Source organism: Serratia sp. CY82433 (assembly GCF_052166535.1).
In the GTDB taxonomy this organism is placed as follows: domain Bacteria; phylum Pseudomonadota; class Gammaproteobacteria; order Enterobacterales; family Enterobacteriaceae; genus Serratia; species Serratia sarumanii.
The window spans coordinates 958013-978508 of sequence record NZ_JBJNOR010000001.1 but is presented as its reverse complement, the minus strand read 5'-3'; the positions used below and the strand labels follow the sequence as shown (position 1 = coordinate 978508).

18 protein-coding genes and 1 tRNA gene are annotated in these 20496 nt (G+C 61.3%); 15 read left to right on the top strand and 4 right to left on the bottom strand.

The window, feature by feature from the left end; translation table 11 throughout:
* The first annotated feature begins 92 nt into the window (after positions 1-92).
* From ACJ8PI_RS04745 to ACJ8PI_RS04715, 7 genes are all read left to right on the top strand, one after another.
* Complete coding sequence (locus ACJ8PI_RS04745) at positions 93-1622, top strand: 3-hydroxyacyl-CoA dehydrogenase NAD-binding domain-containing protein (protein ID WP_164134116.1); 1530 nt, start codon at positions 93-95, stop codon at positions 1620-1622.
* Between the two features lie 9 nt (positions 1623-1631).
* Entirely contained in the window at positions 1632-2843 is a 1212-nt protein-coding gene (locus ACJ8PI_RS04740) for an acetyl-CoA C-acyltransferase (protein ID WP_164134115.1), read from the top strand.
* Between the two features lie 15 nt (positions 2844-2858).
* Positions 2859-4070: a 5-aminolevulinate synthase gene (gene hemA, locus ACJ8PI_RS04735; RefSeq protein WP_033637936.1), complete on the top strand. Its 1212-nt coding sequence runs from the start codon at positions 2859-2861 to the stop codon at positions 4068-4070.
* Positions 4067-5239 carry an MFS transporter gene (locus ACJ8PI_RS04730; protein ID WP_164134114.1) on the top strand — a complete coding sequence of 391 codons (1173 nt, stop codon included), beginning with the start codon at positions 4067-4069 and terminating at the stop codon, positions 5237-5239. The genes hemA and ACJ8PI_RS04730 overlap by 4 nt, the downstream gene beginning before the upstream one ends.
* Positions 5232-5951: an enoyl-CoA hydratase-related protein gene (locus ACJ8PI_RS04725; protein ID WP_047568144.1), complete on the top strand. Its 720-nt coding sequence runs from the start codon at positions 5232-5234 to the stop codon at positions 5949-5951. The genes ACJ8PI_RS04730 and ACJ8PI_RS04725 overlap by 8 nt, the downstream gene beginning before the upstream one ends.
* Before the next feature lie 122 nt (positions 5952-6073).
* Positions 6074-6640 carry a GNAT family N-acetyltransferase gene (locus tag ACJ8PI_RS04720; protein ID WP_060420529.1) on the top strand — a complete coding sequence of 189 codons (567 nt, stop codon included), beginning with the start codon at positions 6074-6076 and terminating at the stop codon, positions 6638-6640.
* Entirely contained in the window at positions 6624-7184 is a 561-nt protein-coding gene (locus tag ACJ8PI_RS04715; RefSeq protein WP_033654200.1) for a hypothetical protein, read from the top strand. Before ACJ8PI_RS04720 ends, ACJ8PI_RS04715 begins: the two co-directional genes overlap by 17 nt.
* A 111-nt stretch (positions 7185-7295) precedes the next feature.
* Here ACJ8PI_RS04715 and ACJ8PI_RS04710 read toward each other — a convergent pair whose 3' ends face one another.
* Positions 7296-7598, bottom strand: coding sequence for a putative quinol monooxygenase (locus ACJ8PI_RS04710; protein ID WP_033637930.1), 303 nt, complete (start codon positions 7596-7598; stop codon positions 7296-7298).
* Positions 7599-7979: 381 nt separating this feature from the next.
* On the opposite strand from ACJ8PI_RS04710, the gene ACJ8PI_RS04705 reads away from it, so the two are divergent.
* Positions 7980-9293, top strand: coding sequence for an MFS transporter (locus ACJ8PI_RS04705; protein ID WP_033646546.1), 1314 nt, complete (start codon positions 7980-7982; stop codon positions 9291-9293).
* Between the two features lie 74 nt (positions 9294-9367).
* Positions 9368-9871 carry a DedA family protein gene (locus tag ACJ8PI_RS04700; protein ID WP_039566658.1) on the top strand — a complete coding sequence of 168 codons (504 nt, stop codon included), beginning with the start codon at positions 9368-9370 and terminating at the stop codon, positions 9869-9871.
* A 220-nt stretch (positions 9872-10091) separates the two neighbouring features.
* Here the strand turns inward: ACJ8PI_RS04700 and ACJ8PI_RS04695 are convergent.
* Positions 10092-10167, bottom strand: a tRNA-Lys gene (locus tag ACJ8PI_RS04695).
* Between the two features lie 348 nt (positions 10168-10515).
* On the opposite strand from ACJ8PI_RS04695, the gene cycA reads away from it, so the two are divergent.
* Positions 10516-11916 carry a D-serine/D-alanine/glycine transporter gene (gene cycA / locus ACJ8PI_RS04690; protein ID WP_033637927.1) on the top strand — a complete coding sequence of 467 codons (1401 nt, stop codon included), beginning with the start codon at positions 10516-10518 and terminating at the stop codon, positions 11914-11916.
* Between the two features lie 50 nt (positions 11917-11966).
* On the opposite strand, the gene ACJ8PI_RS04685 is transcribed toward cycA, so the two are convergent.
* Positions 11967-12890 (bottom strand): DMT family transporter, encoded by a 924-nt coding sequence (locus ACJ8PI_RS04685; RefSeq protein WP_049235539.1) that lies wholly within the window; start codon positions 12888-12890, stop codon positions 11967-11969.
* A gap of 67 nt (positions 12891-12957) precedes the next feature.
* Here ACJ8PI_RS04685 and ACJ8PI_RS04680 point away from each other — a divergent pair, with 67 nt between their 5' ends.
* The 5 genes from ACJ8PI_RS04680 to ACJ8PI_RS04660 all read left to right on the top strand — a co-directional run bounded on the left by ACJ8PI_RS04680 (position 12958) and on the right by ACJ8PI_RS04660 (position 17363).
* Positions 12958-13533, top strand: coding sequence for a helix-turn-helix domain-containing protein (locus ACJ8PI_RS04680; RefSeq protein WP_164134113.1), 576 nt, complete (start codon positions 12958-12960; stop codon positions 13531-13533).
* Positions 13534-13680: 147 nt separating this feature from the next.
* Positions 13681-14280: an NAD(P)H:quinone oxidoreductase gene (wrbA, locus tag ACJ8PI_RS04675; protein ID WP_164134112.1), complete on the top strand. Its 600-nt coding sequence runs from the start codon at positions 13681-13683 to the stop codon at positions 14278-14280.
* A 236-nt stretch (positions 14281-14516) separates the two neighbouring features.
* A complete protein-coding gene (locus ACJ8PI_RS04670; RefSeq protein WP_016928271.1) occupies positions 14517-14831 on the top strand; it encodes a hypothetical protein in 315 nt (104 codons plus the stop codon).
* Between the two features lie 118 nt (positions 14832-14949).
* Positions 14950-16410, top strand: a complete 1461-nt coding sequence (locus tag ACJ8PI_RS04665) for a TrkH family potassium uptake protein (RefSeq protein WP_033654205.1) — start codon at positions 14950-14952, stop codon at positions 16408-16410.
* A 152-nt stretch (positions 16411-16562) separates the two neighbouring features.
* On the top strand, positions 16563-17363 hold the full coding sequence (locus tag ACJ8PI_RS04660; RefSeq protein WP_047571650.1) for a DNA/RNA non-specific endonuclease: 801 nt from the start codon (positions 16563-16565) through the stop codon (positions 17361-17363).
* Between the two features lie 49 nt (positions 17364-17412).
* Here the strand turns inward: ACJ8PI_RS04660 and ACJ8PI_RS04655 are convergent, their stop codons facing one another.
* The gene (locus ACJ8PI_RS04655) at positions 17413-20493 is read right to left on the bottom strand and encodes a MexW/MexI family multidrug efflux RND transporter permease subunit (RefSeq protein WP_060429844.1); all 3081 of its coding nucleotides are present in this window, start codon (positions 20491-20493) and stop codon (positions 17413-17415) included.
* Positions 20494-20496 lie beyond the last annotated feature (3 nt).

The window sequence follows — 20496 nt, the reverse complement described above, 5'->3', positions numbered from 1 at the left end:
ACTTTCCAGACAGGCACCCGGTGCCGCCGTAAATCCAAAGAGATAATAAGCATTTGCGAATTTCGCATGGCATACAGTGACGGGGATTTTCTATGGCAGAAAGTAATGCGGCAATTCAATCGGCTGCGATTATCGGCGCGGGAACGATGGGCAGAGGCATCGCTTATCTTTTCGCGCAAAAAGGCATTCGCACGGTGCTTTATAATCGCAACGGCAATACCCTCAATCAGGCTCGCGAATATATCGCGCAAGACCTGAACAAGAAAGTCGAACAGGGCAAGATCGCGCTGCAGGATAAAGGCGCAGTGCTGGCCAATCTGATGTTCACCTCGGTGTTTGAGACTATCGCCGACAGCGATCTGGTGATAGAAACCATCGCCGAGCAAGAGCAAACCAAACTTGAGGTGCTGGCGGCCATCGCCGCGGCGGTCAAGCCCGACACGCTGATCGCCACCAATACCTCCTCACTGTCGCTTAACAAGCTGGCAACCGCGGTGACGCACAGCGAGCGGTTTATCGGTTTGCACTTTTTCAATCCCGCGCCGCTGATGAAACTGATTGAAATCATCCCGGCCTACTTTACCGCACGCGCCACCACCGAACGTTGCCGTCAGCTGGTGGCCGCGTTGGGGAAACGCGATGTCGTCTGCCAGGCCACGCCGGGGTTTATCGTCAACCGCATGGCCCGCCCCTACTACCTGGAAGGGTTCCGCCTGTTGGAAGAACACGTGGCGCGCGCGCCGCAGATCGACCGCGCCCTCAAGGCCGGCGGGCACTTTCGCATGGGGCCGCTCGAGCTGACCGATTTTATCGGCCAGGACATCAACTATCAGGTCAGCCGGCAAATCTGGCAGGACATGCAATACGATCCGCGCTATACCCCCGGCCATCTGCAGCGTTCGCTGGTCGATGCCGGTCTGTTGGGGAAAAAGAACGGCCGCTCCTATTTTGCCGCCGAAGAAAACGCCTTACCGGTAACGGCCGCCACCGATGCAGACGTCGAGACGCTGCGCATTTACGGCGAACACCCTTTTTTTACCCTGTTGCAACAGCGGGCCGCGCTTCAGTGGCCACGGCTGCGCGTGGAGCAACGGCCGGCCTTACCGGGCCTGGGGCCGGCCGTCCAGATCAATGAGGCTTTCACCGTCAGCGTCACCGATGGCCGCACGGCGAGCCAGTTGGCGGAGCTGACGGCGGCGGATGCCTTTGTGGTCGATGTCGCCCTGAACTACGCCGACACGGCGTATCTGGTGGCAGCGCACAACCGCCACGCCTCTGCGGCCAATAAGGCGCTGTTTTTACGCCTGCTGCACACGGCAATCCCGCAGGTTGAATTTATCAAGGACTCCCCGGCGCTGATCGTCGCCCGCGTCCTCAGCAGCCTGATCAACGAGTCGGTGATCATGGTGGAAAGCGGCGTCTGCAGCCGGGAAGACATCGATGTCGCCGCCGTCGCCGGCGTTAACTACGCCGACGGCATTTTCGGCTGGCTCGATAACCTGGGGGAGAAAAACGTCAGGACGACGCTGAGCAACCTGGCGCAGCTGCTGCACGCGGCACGCTATGCGCCGCATTACACCCTTCTACACGCCGCGCAACCGGCGCTGACGACCACGCCTTAAGGATCCATGATGAGCATTAACGATGACGGCGTTTATCTGATCGACGGCACGCGCACGGCGATTGGCGCCTATGGCGGCAGCCTGGCGCATACCCGCCCCGACGACATGGCGGCAACGATCATTCGCAGTCTGCTGCAGCGCCATCCGGCGGCGGAAGCGAAGCTGGACGAAGTGGTGCTGGGCTGCGCCAACCAAGCCGGCGAGGACAACCGCAACGTCGCCCGCATGGCGGCGCTGCTTTCCGGGCTGGATCCGTCGGTGCCGGCCATCACCCTCAACCGCCTTTGCGCCTCTGGGTTGGATGCGGTGATCTACGCCGCGGCGAAAATCCGCAGCGGCCTTAGCGAACTGATTCTGGCCGGCGGCGTGGAAAGCATGAGCCGCGCGCCCTATGTGCTGAGCAAGGGCGACACGCCGTTCGACAAGGGGGTGAAGCTGTATGACACCACGCTGGGATGGCGCTTTGTTAACCCGCGGCTGGCGGAGCGCTACGGCAGCGATCCGCTCGGCATCACGGCGGAAAACGTGGCTCAACGGCAGCACATCTCGCGCGAGGAGCAGGATCTGTTCGCGCTGACCTCGCAGCAAAAGGCCCGCCGGGCGATCGACAGCGGCCGGCTGGCGCGGGAAATCACGCCCGTGGACGTGCCGGCGGATCGCAAGACCACGCGTACATTCGCGCAGGATGAGTTCCCGCGCCTCAGCACGCTGCAGCAGCTGCAGGCGCTGAAACCGGCGTTCTCCGCCGGCGGTTCGGTCACGGCGGGCAACGCTTCCGGCATCAACGACGGCGCCGCCGCGCTGCTGCTGGCTTCCGGGCGCTACGTGAAACGCCAAGGGTGGCAACCGCTGGCGGAGATCGGCGACAGCGCGGCCGCCGGCGTTGAACCGGCGCTGATGGGGCTGGGGCCGATCGCCTCCACCGAGCGCTTGCTGCAGCGCGGCGGGTTCACCTTGAACGACTTCGACATCATCGAGATTAACGAAGCCTTCGCCTCACAGGTTCTGGCGGCGCTGAAACACTGGCGCATCGACGCCAACGACGCGCGGGTCAACCCGAACGGCGGCGCCATCGCGCTCGGTCACCCGCTGGGGATGTCCGGCGCGCGCCTGGTGCTGTCGGCGGCGCTGGAACTACGCGATCGGCAGGCCGGCAACGCATTGGTGACGATGTGCGTCGGCGTCGGTCAGGGGCTGTCATTAAACCTTAAAGCCGTTTAACACAAGGAACATACGATGAGCGTACTGAACATTCTTGAAGAAAAGCTGGCGGAAACCAAAAAACAGGGGCGTTTTCGCGAGTTCCTCAACCTTGAACGCGGCGTGCAGGACAAACCCTGGGCCACCAGCCACGGGCACCACGGTGAGCGCCGCCTCAACGTCTGGTGCTCGAACGACTATCTGGCGATGAGCCATCACCCCAAAGTGCTGCTAGCCACCACCGAAGCGGTTAACCGGGTCGGGCTGGGCACCTGCGGCGCCCGCAGCATTTCCGGCACCTCGGTCTACCACAGTGAGCTGGAAACGCTGTTAGCCAGCGCCTACGGCAAAGAGTCGGCGCTGCTGTTCACCACCGGTTTCGGCGCCAACGACGCCACCTTGTCCACCCTGTGCGACGCCATTCCCGATCTGATCGTGTTCTCCGACGAGCTGAATCACGCCTCGATGATTTACGGTATCCGCTACAGCAAAGCGGAGAAAAAGATCTTCCGCCACAACGACGTGGCACACCTTGCCGAACTGCTGCAGGCCGCCGATCCGGCGCGGCCAAAGCTGATCGCCTTCGAGTCGCTGTATTCCATGGACGGTGACTTCGCCCCGCTGGCGCAGATCGTGGCGCTGGCGGAGCAATATCAGGCGCTGACCTATCTCGACGAGATCCACTCCGCCGGCGTCTATGGCGAACGGGGGCTGGGCTACGCCGAACAGCTGGGCCTGCTGGATAAAATCACCATTATTCAGGGCGGGTTCGGCAAATCTTACGGCGCGGCGGGCGGTTATATCGCCGCGCCCCGCTCGGTGGTGGAGGCGGTGCGCAGCTGGGCTCCGGCATTCGTCTTCAGCACCTCGTCGCCGGCGCCGGTGGTGGCCGCCGCGCTGGCCAGTTTTAAATACAACCTCGAGCATGACACCCAGCGCAAGCACCTGCTGGCGATCGTCGATCACCTGAAAACCGGCCTGCGCGCCGCCGGCATCCCGCTGGTGTCGGCCGACAGCCATATCCTGCCGCTGAGGGTCGGCGATCCGCACCGCAACAAACACATCAGCAAAGTGCTGCTCGATGAGCATGATATTTACGTGCAACCGGTCAATGCGCCGACGGTGCCCGCAGGCAGCGAGCGGCTGCGGGTGACGCCGACCTCGGCGCACTCCCATGCCGACGTGGAGACGTTCCTGGCCGCGCTGGGGCGGGTCTGGGCGGCGAACGATCTGCGGAGGGCGGGATGACGTTAGCGGATTATAACGGCCATCTGGTCACGCTCTGTCTGATGGCGACCGGCACGTTCGCCATCGGCACCGACGCCTTTATCGTCGCCGGCGTGCTCAGCGACATTTCCGATACCTTTGCCGTCAGCCCTGCGCAAGCGGGGCAGTTGATATCGGTATTCGCACTGGCTTATATGCTGTTCGCGCCGCTGACCGCCTGGCTGCTGGGCAACGTCAACCGCAAGCATATCCTGCAGCTGGCGCTGGTGCTGTTCATCGCCGGCAACCTGGCCTGCGCCTGGGCCACCAGCTACCTGCAGATCTCGCTCGGCAGAGTGCTGGCCGCATTGGGAGCAACCTGTTACACGCCGCAGGCCGCCGCCGCCGCGGTGGGGCTGGTGGCGGAAAAACGCCGCGGCCTGGCCATTTCCATCGTCTATGGCGGCATGACGTTGGCTATTGCGCTCGGCATTCCGTTCGGTACCTTTCTCGCCAAACTGATCGGCTGGCGTGAAATCTTCCTGTTCATCGCCCTGCTGGGGGCGATTGCGCTGCTGGGCCTGTCGTTGGCGCTGCGCGCCATCGCGCCGCCGGGCAAGCATTCGCTGAAAGAGCGGCTCGCCCCGCTGCGGCAAAAGGCGGTGCTGACCACGCTGCTGATCACCTTTTTCGCCGTTTGCTCGGAACACATCGTCTATAGCTACGTCAGCGTATTGCTGAAAAACACCCAGTTCGGCCCGCAGGCGATCCTGCCCCTCGCGCTGCTGGTGTTCGGCATTGGCGCGGTGATCGGCAACTTTGCCTCCGGCGCGTTAACCGATGCCCTCGGCAGCAAGTTCGTGCTGCTGTTTTCCGTGGCGATCCAGACGCTGTCCCTGTTCCTGCTGGCCTTTTATGTCACTTCCGCCTGGTGGGTGCTGGCCATCTTTCTGGTCTGGGGCATCACCGGCTGGATGTACCTGGTGCCGATCCAGCATCACCTGTTGTCGCTGTCGAAACGCTTTGGCGCGCTGACCGTGTCGCTCAACAGCTCGGTGCTGTACGCCGGCATCGCGGCGGGCGGCATGCTGGGCGGCCTGACGCTCTACGCGCTGCCGGCCCATTACCTGCCTTTGTTTTCGCTGCCGCTCGGCGCCATCGCCCTGCTGCTGACACTGCTGTTTTTCCGGGGAGAGACCGGCAATGAGTAAAGCCCTTCCGGTGCTTTATGAGCGCCATGGCGAGCAGGTTGCGGTCATCACCCTCAATCGGCCGGAAAAAAAGAACGCCATCAACCTGCAGATGGCCGAGCTGATCCGCACTTACCTGCGGCAGGCGGATAACGATGACTCGGTGCGCGCGATCGTTCTGGCCGGTCAACCGGCGGTATTTTCCGCCGGCATGGATGTCGACGCCTTCCGTCAGGGCGAACTGCCCATCGTCACGCCGGAGGGGTTTGGCGGGCTGATCCATGCGCAGATCGCCAAGGTGATCATCGCCGCCGTTGACGGCATCGCGTACGGAGGCGGCTTTGAGCTGGCGCTGGCGTGCGATCTGATCGTCGCCGGCCAGAACGCGCGCTTCAGTTTCCCCGAAACCGGGCTCGGGTTAGTCGCCGCACAAGGTGGATGCGCGCGCTTGCCGGCGCGCATTTCCCCCTATGTCGCACTCGACTGGCTGCTGACCGGCAGAACCGTCGGCGCACGGGAGGCGCTGTCACACGGCGCCATTTCCCGTATCAGCGAGGGGGCGGCCCGAGAAGAGGCGCTGCGCATCGCCGAACAGATCGCCGCAAAAGATCTTGCCGCCAGCCAAACGGTGAAGGCCATCGTGCGCCAGGGGCTGGCACGGCAAGAAGCCCCCTCATTCGCTTTTCAACAAGGCCCGGTCGAGCGCCTGCGCCAGGCTGCCGCCCGCCGATAATTCTCCCGCCGGTTCGCCTGAACCGGCATTTCCCGCTTTTTCGCCACCGCTCATTTTACGCAGCCCGCCTCTCGGCGCCGGGTTACACTGCGGTAGCCCTAATGCGCTGATAAGGAAAAACAATGCGCCATTTGCCTCTGCTGACCCCCAGACTTCGCCTGCGCCCGTTCACCGCCGACGATCTGCCCGACTTTACCGCCTACCGCAGCCACCCGGACGTGGCGCGCTATCAAAGCTGGAGCGACTACAGCGCCGCCGATGCGCAGGCCTTTTTCGCACAGCAACGGCGGCTCGAATTCAACCGTGACGACAGCTGGTTTCAACTGGCGGTCGAACGCCGCGAGGACGGCGCGTTGCTCGGCGATATCGCGGTGCATTTCTTCGATGAGGGGCGCCAGGCTGAACTGGGCGTGACCTTCGCGCCCAGCCACCAGCGTCAAGGGCTGGCGCGCGAGGCGCTGAACGCCGTCATCGCCCTGCTGTTCGGGCCGCTGGCGAAGCACCGTATTACTGCGGTGGTGGACGCGCGTAATCTTGCCGCCGCCACGCTGTTCGGCAAACTGGGTTTTCGGCGCGAGGCCCATTGGCGGCAAAACGTGTTTTTCAAAGGCGCGTGGGGCGACGAATTCGGTTTCGCTCTGCTGCAAAGCGAATGGCGGGAGAATGCAAAGCATGACGCTGCTGAATAAATACCTTGGGCAATACCAGTTCTCGGAGCGGCATGCGATCGCCATCGCCGCGCCACAGGCACGGATCCTGGCGGCCGTGGCCGCTTACGATCCCAAGCACGACCGTTTTTTCCGCAGCATGATAGCGCTGCGCGAATTGCCCGCGCGGCTGATGCCACGCAATAAACCCAGCCCGCCGCCGTTTGGCCTGCATAACTTTTGCCTGCTTGAGCAAGATGACAGCGCGTTGGTCTATGGCCTGATCGGCCGCTTTTGGCAGGCTGAATACGGTCTGGAGCAGGTCGCTGACGGGGCGGGCTTTCTGGCCTTCGTTAAGCCCGGCGTCGCCAAACTGGCGCTGGGTTATGTCGTGAGCCCTCTGCCGGACGGCCGCTGCCGCCTGGTGACGGAAACGCGCATCTTCTGCCCCGACGACGCCAGCCGGCGGCGGTTTACCCCCTATTGGTATGCGATTCGCCTGGTCAGCGGGCTGATACGCCGCCGTATGTTGCGCGCCATTAAAACAGTCAGCGAAAAGCCGGCGGTGAATCATTCACCAGGCTGATTTATTTAAGAGCATTCTTAGAGAATGAAAATCATTATCAGCCTATTTTTTAATCACAACAAGATAGTAGTGAGAAGCCATTGACCCCGCCCCCTGCGGGGATTTTTTCGCCTATTTATCACCTGTTTCAGGAAATACCTGCATAAACAGGAAGGTGCAAGGCTTGCGCTGATGCTGGTTGATCTGCGGCACCAGCCGGGTGAAATGCTCGGTCTGGCAATGCGCATCCAGGGCGGCGCGATCCGGCCAGCTTTCGATAAAAATAAAATGCCCGGGATCCTGCTGGTCGATACACAGCTCATAACTGATGCACAAAGGTTCCTGCCGGGTTTTCTCCACCAGCTCGCGATACCATGGCATAACGGTTGCAATGTGTTCCGGGTGGATAAAATCTTCAGCGATGACCTTCAGCATGTAGCGCTCCTGTATTTTGTTTTGCCGCGTTTCACCTTATATCCCCCCCTCACGAGATGAAAGCGCCTTTCTCCGGGTCTACCACCGGGTTGCCAATTCGGTGATAGCGCACACAGATCGCGATCAAAGCGCTTGAACGCGCCATAGCCCTGTGTGAACTTTTAATTAACAAGAAAGCAACACACCATTCACCGTGGTGATGTCTGCACCAACCTGCCGACTCGATACGCGGCGTTTTTTTCGCCCTAAAGGCCTGACCATTAGTCCTTTAGACCTTTAAGGCTCACGAAAAAATCCGTGGTTACCGCCGTGTTGCGGGCAACGGCATCAGGACGGTCCTGTGACCGACGTTTGTCATTCTCAGAAGAGAGGTTATCGCCAGTGAATCACGCCACCTATGCCGCTCCAGCGCTCAACGCCGCCATCCGCAAAACCTGGCGCAGACTGGTGCCCTTGATGTTCGCCATGTACTTCATCGCCTTTATCGACAGGGTTAACGTCGGCTTTGCCAAGGACGCGATGGCCATCGATATCGCGCTGTCGCAATCCGCCTTTGCCCTGGGCGCCGGGATATTTTTTGCCGCCTATGCGCTGTTCGGCATCCCGGCCAACCTGCTGATGAACCGCTGGGGCGCCAAACGCTGGCTCAGCGCCACCACCGCGCTGTGGGGGGCGCTGTCGGCCTGTACCGGGCTGGTGACCAACGAACAGCAGTTTATCGTCTTGCGCTTTCTGCTGGGGATCGCGGAAGCCGGCTTTTACCCCGGCATCCTGCTGCTCGCGTCGATCTATTTTCCCAATAAGGTGCGCGCCTCGGTCATTGGCATTTTCGTGCTCGGCGTGCCGGCGGCCCTGACGCTCGGCTCGCCGCTGTCGGGAGCCTTGCTGGAGATGCACGGCGTGCTGGGCAAACCCGGCTGGTTCTGGATGTTCGTGCTGGAGGGGCTGCCGGCCGTCGCCCTCGGCGTCTTCGCCTTTTTCTATCTCGACGATAGCCCGCAGCAGGCCCGCTTTCTGACCGAGGAAGAGCGTGCGGCGCTGGTGGCACAGTTGGCCGCCGAACAGCAGCAGACCGAAACCAGCAGCGTCAAAGCGGCGATGAGAAGCGGCAAAGTTTGGCATCTGGCGCTGATCTACGGCACCCTGCAAATTGGCGTGTACGGCCTGATGTTTTTCCTGCCGTCGCAGGTCGCCTCGCTGATGGGCACCCATCTCGGCTTCAAGGCCTCGCTGGTGGCCGCCATTCCTTGGGCGTTCTCTGCGCTGGGCGTCTATTTCCTGCCGCGCTTTGCCGACAGAAACACCGCCAGAAGATTACCGATCGCCGTCGGCTGCATGATCGCGGCGGCGCTGGGGTTGGTGGTCTCTTCCTATGCCGGCCCTTTGCTCGCTATCGTCGCCCTGAGCTGTTGCGCAGTCAGTTTCCTGGCGGTACAGCCGATTTTCTGGACGTTTCCCGCTCAGGTGCTCACCGGCCCGGCGCTGGCGGCCGGCATCGGCTTTTGCACTACGCTCGGCGCCGCGTTCAGCTTTTTAGCCCCGCTGATCCGCACCGAGGCGGAACAGCGTTTTCACAGCCCGCATGCCGGGCCGCTGGTGCTGGCCGCTTTCTCGCTGCTGTGCGCCGCGCTGTTGTGGGCGCTCAGAAACCGGCGCGCCGAGGTGAGCAAGCAAGACGCAGAGATTGCCGGATAGCGGCGCGTTATTTAACCCTTATTGAACCTGCGGATGGGACACTGGCACTCAGCCCCCTCGCCCGCAGGTGTTAAATGGATGAATTGACGCACATTATCGCCAAATACAGTCCGGAGCCGGAGATGTTGCTGCTGCTGATTTTCCTGTTTGCGCTGGGTAAATCCGTGATCTTCGTTTCCTCCATCCTGCCGCCCGCTTCGGTCACGCTGCTGATGGGCATCGTTGCGGGCAAGCACGCGCTGCCCCTCGGCGCCGTTTGGGCGGCCATCGCCCTCGGCGCCGCGCTGGGATCGATCTTGTCGTTCCACTGCGGCGCGCTGCTATGCCGCCGCGATCTTGGCCGCCGGCTGCCGGCACGCTTTCACGCGCCGCTGCGCAAAGCCCAGCGCGCCTTGCAAAAGAGAGGGCTGCCGCTGCTGTTCGCCTCGCGTTTTCTGGCGGTGATGCGCTATACCGTACCGCTGATGGCCGGCATGCTGAAACTGCCGCTGGGGCGCGTCTATGCCACCGCCGCGCTCTCGGCTGCCGCCTGGGCGCTGATCTTGATGTCGGCTGCGCATATATTCCCCGTACCTTGACCTGAAAGATTCTTGGGCAAATGTTCGGCCCATGCGCCGACGTTGCGCCAGCGCACAGCCTCTCTTGCCGTATAAACTGCGGTGCAACATCGCAGTTTGCGCCAGATCACCTTTCTGAACATCAGTCGAAAAATGCGAATTTTTTTGCAGAATGCGCGCTTAAAACGGCGCAATGAGGAAACAAACAGAGAAAAGTCCGAGCGTAACACGCTGATTTGGTTGGCGGGTCGTACAGAGTTCGAACCTGTGACCCATTGATTAAAAGTCAACGGCTCTAGCGACTGATCGAACAACTCAACGTGCTAAACTGTCTTACTCGCCGGCGCCGCTGTCGAACGCTTACACCCATTACTTTTTCTCATGCGAATTTTACAACCCTTTGTTTAATCAACGAGATAAGCCGCATAAGGTCTGTTAATCCCACGTTTTGAAGAGTAATCTTCCGCTCCCTGAACGTCCGATTTGCCTCCTCCGTGTAAGATTGATCGACTTTTATCCCGCGTATAAATGTTGTAAACATGTTGCACAAAGGTGGCGTTATTGCACTACCTTACTAAAGCCGGACCAACCGGATAAATGTATAAAAAAGAGCCACTTCAGAGCTCGCGACTTCACTAATGACAGGTAAAACAGGACATCATCAGATGGTAGATCACTCTAAAATAGCGACTGACGCGACGCCCGCTTCAGAAGATCATCTACGGCGAAACCTCACTAACCGACATATTCAACTGATCGCCATCGGCGGCGCCATCGGCACCGGTCTGTTTATGGGCTCCGGTAAAACCATCAGTCTGGCCGGCCCTTCGATCATCTTCGTGTACATGATCATCGGCTTTATGCTGTTCTTCGTGATGCGCGCCATGGGCGAGCTGCTGCTGTCCAACCTGGAATACAAATCGTTCAGCGATTTCGCCGCGGACCTGCTCGGCCCGTGGGCCGGTTTCTTCACCGGCTGGACCTACTGGTTCTGCTGGGTGGTCACCGGCATCGCCGACGTCGTGGCGATCACCGCCTACGCCCAGTTCTGGTTCCCCGAACTGTCGCAGTGGATCGCTTCGTTGCTGTGCGTGCTGTTGCTGCTCGGCCTTAACCTGGCGACGGTGAAAATGTTCGGTGAAATGGAGTTCTGGTTTGCGATGATCAAAATCGTCGCCATCGTCGGGCTGATCGTCGCCGGGCTGGTGATGATCGCCATGCAGTTCCAATCGCCGACCGGCACCGTGGCCTCATTCACCCATTTGTGGAATGACGGCGGCATGTTCCCGAAAGGCATCAGCGGCTTCTTCGCCGGCTTCCAGATTGCGGTATTCGCCTTCGTCGGCATTGAGCTGGTGGGCACCACCGCCGCGGAAACCAAGGATCCGGAGAAATCGCTGCCGCGCGCAATCAACTCGATTCCGATCCGCATCATCATGTTCTACGTGTTCGCCCTGATCGTCATCATGTCGGTGACGCCGTGGAGCTCCGTGGTGCCGGACAAGAGCCCGTTTGTTGAGCTGTTCGTGCTGATCGGCCTGCCGGCCGCGGCCAGCGTGATCAACTTTGTGGTGCTGACCTCAGCCGCCTCTTCCGCCAACAGCGGCGTATTCTCCACCAGCCGCATGCTGTTCGGGCTGGCGCAGGAAGGCGACGCGCCGAAATCGTTCGCCAACCTGTCCAAGCGCGCGGTGCCGGCCAACGGCCTTACCTTCTCCTGCATCTGCCTGCTGGGCGGCGTGGTGCTGATTTACCTGATCCCGAACGTGATGACGGTCTTCACCCTGGTGACCACCGTATCGGCGATTCTGTTCATGTTCGTCTGGACCATCATCCTGTGCTCGTACCTGGTCTACCGTAAACAGCGCCCGGCGCTGCACCAGAAATCGATCTACAAGATGCCGGCCGGCAAACTGATGTGCTGGGTGTGCATGGCATTCTTCGTGTTCGTGCTGGTGCTGCTGTCGCTGCGCGAAGACACCCGCCAGGCGCTGATCGTCACCCCGCTGTGGTTCATCGTGCTCGGCCTGTCTTACGTGTTCCTGCGCAAGAAGAAAACCGCGTGATGCAAAAGGGGCGGATATCTCCGCCCCTTCCTGCTTTCTATGTCTCTGCGCTAATCCGCTTCCGTCGCCACCGCCGCTTTATCCCTGCGCCGCACGCGCAGCTCGCTGACCACCACCCCGATTACAATCAACGCGCCCCCCAATAACGCCACGCCCGGTAAACGCTCGCCGGCCAACCGCCCGACGATGCCCGCCCAGACCGGTTCACCGGCGTAAATCACCGTGGCGCGCGTCGGCGAAACGCTGCGCTGCGCCCAGTTCATGGTCAGCTGAATCAAGGCGCTGGCCAGCCCCAGCCCAATGGCGCTGTACAGCAGGTAATCCGAATACGGCGGCGGCGACTCGCCGGTCGGCGCCATCATCAAAAAGGAGGCCAGCGAGGCGGTCGCCAGCTGCACAATGGTCACTCGGCGGATATTGACCTTGCCGGCGAAGGCGCCGATCAGAATGATCTCTGCCGCCATGCCCAGGGTGCCGGCCAGCGTCAGAATTTCACCGAGGCTCAGCGCCATGTCGGTGCTGCTCGGCGCCGCCAGCAGCATCAGGCCGGTGAAGGCCAGCAGAATGCCGATCCACGACATGATGCCGGGGAAGCGCCCCAGCACCAGCCATTGCAACAGAGGCACGATCGGCACGTACATGGCGGTGATAAACGCCGATTGGCTGCTGGTGATGGTCTGCAGGCCGACGGTTTGCATGCTGTAACCGAACATGATCGCCAGCCCAATCAGCACGCCCGCCTTCAGTTCATACCGGGTCAGGCCGCGCAGCACGCGCAGCGAAAAAAGCGTCAGCGCCAGCGTGGCGGTGGCGAAACGCAGGCCGACGAAAAAGAACGGCCCGCTGACCTGCATCGCGTGATGCACCGCCAAAAAGGTGCCGCCCCAGATCATGGTGATGAAAATCAACACCGCTTCCGGCAACCTGATTTGCGGAACCACGGCGGAAATAAAGGATTTTTTTGCTGCTGACACCGGCTTGCCCTTCCTGCTGAGTGCAATATAATGCACAGATCCTGCCAGTATGAGATAAAGTCCGGCGATGAGCAATACGGCGCATAACGCAAAAACCGATCCCCCCAAGGTGCTGCAATACCTGAGCAGCAATCTGCGCGGCTACCGCCAACGGGCGGGCCTGAGCCAGATGGCGCTGGCCGAGCTTTCCGGCGTCAGCCGCCGCATGCTGGCGGGCATCGAGGCCGGCGATCGCAACGTCAGCCTGGCGGTGCTCGACAAGATCGCCGCCGCCCTGGCGATTTCCTTTACCGATCTGATCCAGGCGCCGGAGGCGCGCGGCAGCCACATGGTCGGGGAATTGGCCTGGCAAGGCGCGCAGCCGGGCAGCCAGGCGCTGTTCGCCGCCAGTGTGCCGGCACGGCAGCGGGCCGAGCTGTGGGAATGGACGCTGATGCCGGGCGAGCGCTATGACTCTGCGCCGGACGCCGAAGGCTGGAGCGAAATGATCTACGTGATTGCCGGTACCCTGACGCTGGAGCTGGAACAAGGCACGCTGACGCTCAGCGCCGGCGCCGCACAAACCTTCAACAGCGATCAACGCTACGCTTACGCCAACCACGGCAACCTGCCCCTGCGCTTTATCCGCAACGTCGCCTTCTGACCGCCCGCCGGCACGCTGGCAGGAACAGCGGCTGGCGCACAAGCTGCGGCGCTTGCCCTGAATCCGCCATCCAACAAAACCAAGTTCGTCATTCGCTTCTATGCTTATCAAGGGTTTTTGTTAATCATCTGAGCGGGAGTACGGAACATGACGAAAGTGTTGGTGCTTTATTACTCAATGTACGGCCATATCGAAAGCCTGGCGCAGGCGGTGGCCGAAGGCGCGAATCGGGTTAACGGCGTGGACGTGACGATTAAACGCGTGCCGGAAACCATGACGCCGGAGGCCTTCGCCAAAGCCGGGGGCAAACAACATCAACAGGTGCCGGTCGCCACCCCGCAAGAGCTGGCGGACTATGACGGCATTATCTTCGGCACGCCGACCCGCTTCGGCAATATGGCCGGGCAGATGCGCACCTTCCTCGATCAGACCGGCGGTCTGTGGGCTTCCGGCGCGCTGTACGGCAAGGTAGGCAGCGTCTTCTCCTCCACCGGCACCGGCGGCGGCCAGGAACACACCATCAGTTCCACCTGGACCACGCTGGCGCACCACGGTTTCATCATCGTGCCGATCGGCTATGCGACGCCAGAGCTGTTTGACGTTTCGCAGGTGCGCGGCGGCACCCCGTATGGCGCCACCACCATCGCCGGCGCCGACGGCTCGCGGCAGCCGAGCAACGAAGAGCTGACCATTGCCCGCTATCAGGGCGAGCACGTGGCAAAAATCACCGCCAAGCTGAAAAGTTAAGCCCCCTCCTGCGCCTGTGATTCAAAGGGCCGCGCATTCGCACGGCCCCATCTTGTTGCCGACCCGCCGCAAGGTTAGAATGCCCCTCCCCCGGCCATTCAGCGTCTGAAGGCCAGGCCCGAATTCGTTCTGCCCGTCGCTCATCCGCTTTCAGCCCGAGGACGGGCGTTCTGTTTTTTGCGCACAGCGAAGGGAATAAGTCAGTGTCTAAAGATTTTGATGAACTAATAAGAGACATGGATCTTATTATTGAAAATGTAGACAGCTTCAAGGCTCTGGCTCCGCGCGCGCCCGAGCCGGCTCCGGCCCCGCCGCCGCCGGTTCATCACTACGACTCGTTCTGCGAGAACATCGCGCTGAAAGTGGTCTTGAAGGTGCTGCTGTCTTCGGTGGACAAGATAGTCAAAGTGCAGATCGCCAACAAGGTCGAGCAGGAGATCGCCCAGATTGAACAGCAGGTGGTTCGCGCCGGCGGCGGCCCGGTGTCGCCGGACGATCTGGCGCAGATGACGCACTATGTGCGCCGTACGGTCAACGACCTGCTGGAATAACGCCCCCGCCATACTTATTAGGCGATATGAATTTTTACGTTATTTTTATATCGCCTGCTTTATGCTTGATACACTTCAATAAATTGACGCATTGTCGGCAGGCATTCCGAGCAACAGTATGGTCAGAACCAAACAGATCCTGGTCGTTATTCATCTTTGCAGCTTTTTGGTCCTTCTTTACAGCCTTTCAATGATCCCGCCCCTGCTGATGGGGCTGTTGTATAAAGAAAAAAGCGCCTTCTCATTTTTCTATACCCTGGTGGTGGCCGCCACGCTCGGCGGATTGGGCTGGTTCAGCACCCGGCAGTCGAAAGTGCAGCTGCGCACCCAGGACGGTTTTCTGATCATCGTGATGTTTTGGCTGCTGTTTTCCGCGATCAGCGCCCTGCCGCTGTGGCTGGATGACACGCTGAACGTCCGGCTGGTCGACGCGATGTTTGAGGGAGTCTCCGGCATCACCACCACCGGCGCCTCGGTGCTGAATGACGTCTCGAACGTGCCCAAATCGTTCCTCTATTACCGTTCCCAGCTCAATTTTATCGGCGGCCTCGGGGTTATCGTGTTGGCCGTGGCCGTGCTACCGCTGCTGGGCATCGGCGGCGCCAAACTTTACCAGTCGGAAATGCCCGGCCCGTTCAAGGAGGAACGCCTGACGCCACGCCTGGCCGATACCTCGAAAAACCTGTGGTTGATCTACCTTGGGCTGGGGTTGGCCTGTACCGTCGCCTTTCGTCTGGCGGGCATGCCGTGGTTCGATGCGCTGTGCCACGGCATTTCCACCGTGTCGCTCGGCGGATTTTCCACCCGTAACGAAAGCCTGGGGTACTACGACAGTTCGGCGGTGGAAATGGTCGGCGGCATTTTCTCTATTCTGGCGGCGGTGAACTTCACGCTCTATTTCATTGCCGTCGGCCGTCGCAGCCTGAAACCGCTGTACCGCAGCCCCGAGCTGCGCTTTTTCCTGTTGATTCTGGCCATCGTCGTGGCGATCGTGTGTATCGAGCTGTACCGCTCGGGCATGTACGGCGTCAAAGACGCCTTCGTGCACGGCTTTTTCCTCACCAGTTCGATGATGACCGACAACGGTCTGGCCATCGCCGATTACACCCGGATCCCGTCCCACACCATCATGCTGCTGCTGGCGGCGAGTTTCTTCGGCGGCTGCGTCGGCTCCACCTGCGGCGGCATTAAAGCGCTGCGCTTTCTGATCATGTACAAACAAAGCCGGCTCGAGATCAACCAGCTGGTGCATCCCAACGCCATGTACACCATCAAGGTCGGCAATGCGCCGATCCAGGATCGGACGCTGCGCTCCGTCTGGAGCTTCTTCTTCCTTTACGTGCTGTTCACCTGTCTGTTTATCTGGCTGCTGAACTTGATGGGCTATGATCTGGTCACCGCTTTCGCCACCGTCGCCGCCTGCATCAACAATATGGGGCTGGGGTACGGAGAAACCGCCGCCGGTTTCGGCACGCTGAACGACGCGGCGAAATGGCTGATGTGCGCCGCCATGCTGCTCGGCCGCCTCGAGATCTATCCGATGTTGATCCTCTGTTCACGCGCGTTTTGGCGTTTTTGATAGTCCGAGCGGCGTACAGGGCGCCGTTCCGCTCTGTCAACGCCGACACATTCACAACATGAATGTGTTGCATTGTTGTATTCGTTTCACTGCGATAAGTTTAATTAACTGTAAATATATACAGTATTTTTTAACTTATTGAGGATATGAATATGCGTTTTAACAACAAGATGTTGGCCCTGGCCGCCCTGCTGTTCGCCGCGCAGGCGTCGGCCGACACGCTCGAATCCATCGACAACTGCGCGGTCGGCTGCCCGACCGGCGGCAGCAGCAACGTATCGATCGTGCGTCACGCTTATACGTTGAACAACAACAGCACCACCAAGTTCGCCAACTGGGTGGCCTATCACATCACCAAAGACACGCCGGCCAGCGGCAAGACGCGCAACTGGAAAACCGATCCGGCGCTCAACCCGGCGGACACTTTGGCGCCCGCCGATTACACCGGCGCCAATGCGGCGTTGAAGGTCGATCGCGGTCATCAGGCGCCGCTGGCCTCGCTGGCGGGCGTTTCCGACTGGGAGTCGCTGAACTACCTGTCCAACATCACGCCGCAAAAGTCCGATCTGAACCAGGGCGCCTGGGCGCGGCTGGAAGATCAGGAACGCAAGCTGATCGATCGCGCCGATATTTCCTCGGTCTATACCGTGACCGGGCCGCTGTATGAGCGCGATATGGGCAAACTGCCGGGCACCCAGAAAGCGCACACCATCCCCAGCGCCTACTGGAAAGTGATTTTCATCAACAACAGCCCGGCGGTGAACCACTATGCCGCTTTCCTGTTCGATCAGAACACGCCGAAGGGTGCCGATTTTTGCCAATTCCGCGTGACGGTGGACGAGATCGAGAAACGCACCGGTCTGATCATCTGGGCCGGTCTGCCGGACGACGTACAGGCTTCGCTGAAGAGCAAGCCCGGCATCCTGCCGGAATTGATGGGCTGCAAAAACTGACGAAAAAACCCGCCGCGGCGGGTTTATTTTTCATACGGGCGCCGGCGGTTTATTCCGTCAGCGCCTTTTGCGCCGCGGCCAGTTCACGCTGCCGGGGCGACGCCACCGCGTGATCGCGCGCCAGCAGCGTATACACCGTCGGCAACACAAACAGGGTGAACAGCGTGCCCACCAGCATGCCGGATACGATCACCAGCCCCAGGCCGAAGCGGCTGGCGGCGCCGGCGCCGCTGGCGAACAGCAGCGGAATCAAGCCGAACACCATCGCCCCGGTGGTCATCAACACCGGCCGCAGGCGAATTTGCGCCGCCTGCAAAATCGCGGCGCGCCGCGTCAGCCCCTGATGCATCTGCAACTCGTTGGCGAACTCCACCATCAAAATGCCGTGCTTGCTGATCAGCCCGATCAGGGTCACCAGCCCGACCTGGGTATAGATGTTCATCGTGGCGTAGCCCAGCGCCAGCGGCAGCAAGGCGCCGCAGATCGACAGCGGCACGGTGATGAGGATGATCAGCGGATCTTTCAGGCTCTCGTACTGCGCCGCCAGCACCAGATAGATGATCACCAACGCCGCCAGGAACGCGAATGCCAGCGCGCTGCCTTCCTGGGTATATTGGCGCGAATCCCCCTGCCAGTCGTGGCTAAACTCGGCCGGCAGCGCATTGGCCTGCCGTTCGAGGAAGGCCACCGCTTCGCCCATCGAAACGCCGGGCGCGGGAATGGCCTGCAGGGTGGCGGCGTTCTGCTGGTTGAACTGGGTCAGCTTGTTTGGCTCGACCTTAACGGCCACCGACACCACGGTGGAGAGCGGCACCAGCGTATTGTCCTGCGTGCGGACGTACTGTCGCGCCAGCGCCTGCGGCGTCAGCCGCTGTTCGCGCAGGCTCTGCGGGATCACGTCATAGGCGCGGCCGTCCATGCCGAAGCGGTTGAGGTAGTTTTCCCCCACCAGCACCGCCAGCGATTCGCCGATGTCGCTCATGCGGATCCCCAGACTGTTGGCCTTGGCGCGATCGATATGCACCTCCGCCAGCGGGTTGTTGTAGTCCAGATCGCTGTCCACCACCATAAACAGGCCGCTGTTTCTGGCGTTCTGCTTCACCTCTTCCAGGGTGCGATACAGCTGCGGGTAGTCCTGCGGCGTGCGCAGCACCATCTGCACCGGCAGCCCGCCGGTGGAGCCCGGTAAAGCGGGCAGCTGGAAGGCGAAAATGCTGGTGCCTTCGACGTCGTTCACCGCCCGCTGCAGATCGGCCTGCACCGCCGACGCCGAGCGCTGGCGCGCCTGCCACAGCGTCAGGTTGATGCCGCCGATGCCGGACGCCGTGCCGTCGCTGCCGTTGATGATCCAGCGGCTTTCGGTTTCCGGCATGCGGTTGTAAACCTCGTCCAGCTTGTAGGCAAAGCGTTCGACATAGTTCAGGTTGGCGTGCTGCGGCGCCTTGATGGCGGTCAGTACGATGGCCTGATCCTCGGTCGGCGCCAGCTCGCGCTGCGGCATCAGGTACAATAGCGGCAGGCTGATCATCACCAGCAACGCCAGCGCGCCGGTCAACCAACGGTGGCGCAGCGAAAAATCCAGCGCGCGCGCATAGCGCCGCGTCAGACCGCCGAAGAACCACTCGGCGGCGTGCGCCACGCGCCCTTCGCTCTGTTTGGCCGGCAGCAGGAGCGAGCTCATCACCGGCGACAGCGTCAGCGCCACCACGCCGGACACCACTACCGCCCCGGCCAGCGTCAACGCAAACTCGCGAAACAGCGCGCCGGTCAGCCCGCCCATCAGGCCGATCGGCGCATAGACCGCCGCCAGCGTCAGGGTCATGGCGATCACCGGCCCCGCCACCTCGCGCGCGCCGATCATCGCCGCCGCCAGCGGCGTTTTCCCCTCTTCGATATGACGATGCACGTTCTCCACCACCACGATGGCGTCGTCCACCACCAGGCCGATCGCCAGGACCATCGCCAGCAGCGTCAGCAAATTGACGCTGAAGCCGAAGGCCAACATCAGCCCGGCAGCGCCAAGGATCGACAGCGGAATGGTCACCACCGGGATCAACACGGTGCGCAGCGACCCCAGACACAGGTAGATCACCGCCACCACGATCACCAGCGCTTCGAGCAGGGTATGCACCACTTCATCGATCGAGGCCTGAATAAAGCGCGCGGTTTCGAACGCCAGCGCCATCTTCACGCCCGGCGGCTGCATCTTGTCGATCGCCGGCATCAGGTGGCGAATGCCGTCGACGATCACCAGCGGGTTGCCGGTCGGCGTAGGGAAGACGCCGAGGAACACCGCCGGTTCGCCATCCATCAGGGCGCTGGTTTCCGTGGCCGCGGCGCCCAGCTCCACAGTGCCGACGTCTTTTAAACGCACCAGGCCATTGCCGTCGTTGCGCACCACCAGATTGCGAAATTCCTCAACGCTGGTGAGATCGGTATTCACCCGCACGTTGGCAACCACATACTGCCCTTTCACCTTGCCCGGCGCCGCCTGGTAGTTGTTGCGCCGCACCGCGTCGGCCACGTCGGCGGCGGTCAGGCCGCGGCCGGCCAGCCGATCGCTGTCCAGCCACAGGCGCATCGCCATTTTTTGCCCGCCGAACACTTCCACCTTGGCGACGCCGTCGATGGTGGTGAACATCGGCTCCACCACCCGCGTCAGGTATTCGCTCAGCGCCGGCGTGGACAGCGTTTTACTGGAAAAGCCGACATAAGCCACGGCGGTGGCCTCACCGGCGGAACGTTCAATCACCGGATCGTACGCCTGCTCCGGCAGCTTGTAGCGCACCTGATTGACCTTGGCCATCACTTCGGTCAGCGCCTGGGTGGAGTCGCGGTTCAGCGCCATGCGCACCGTCACTACGCTGCGCCCCTGCACCGAAGAGGAAGAAAGGTAGTCAACGCCCTCGACGGAGGACACCGCCTGGGCGATCGGCTGCGTGACAAAGCCCTGCATCAGCTCGGACGACGCGCCGGGATATTCAGTGCTGATGGTAATGGTCGAGTTTTCCAGCAGCGGGTATTGGCGGATCGGCAACTTGCTGAGCGCCAGCGCGCCGAACAGCAGGATCAGGGTGCTGACCACCAGCGCCAGCACCGGCCGACGCACGAACAGATCGGTAAATGTCATCGG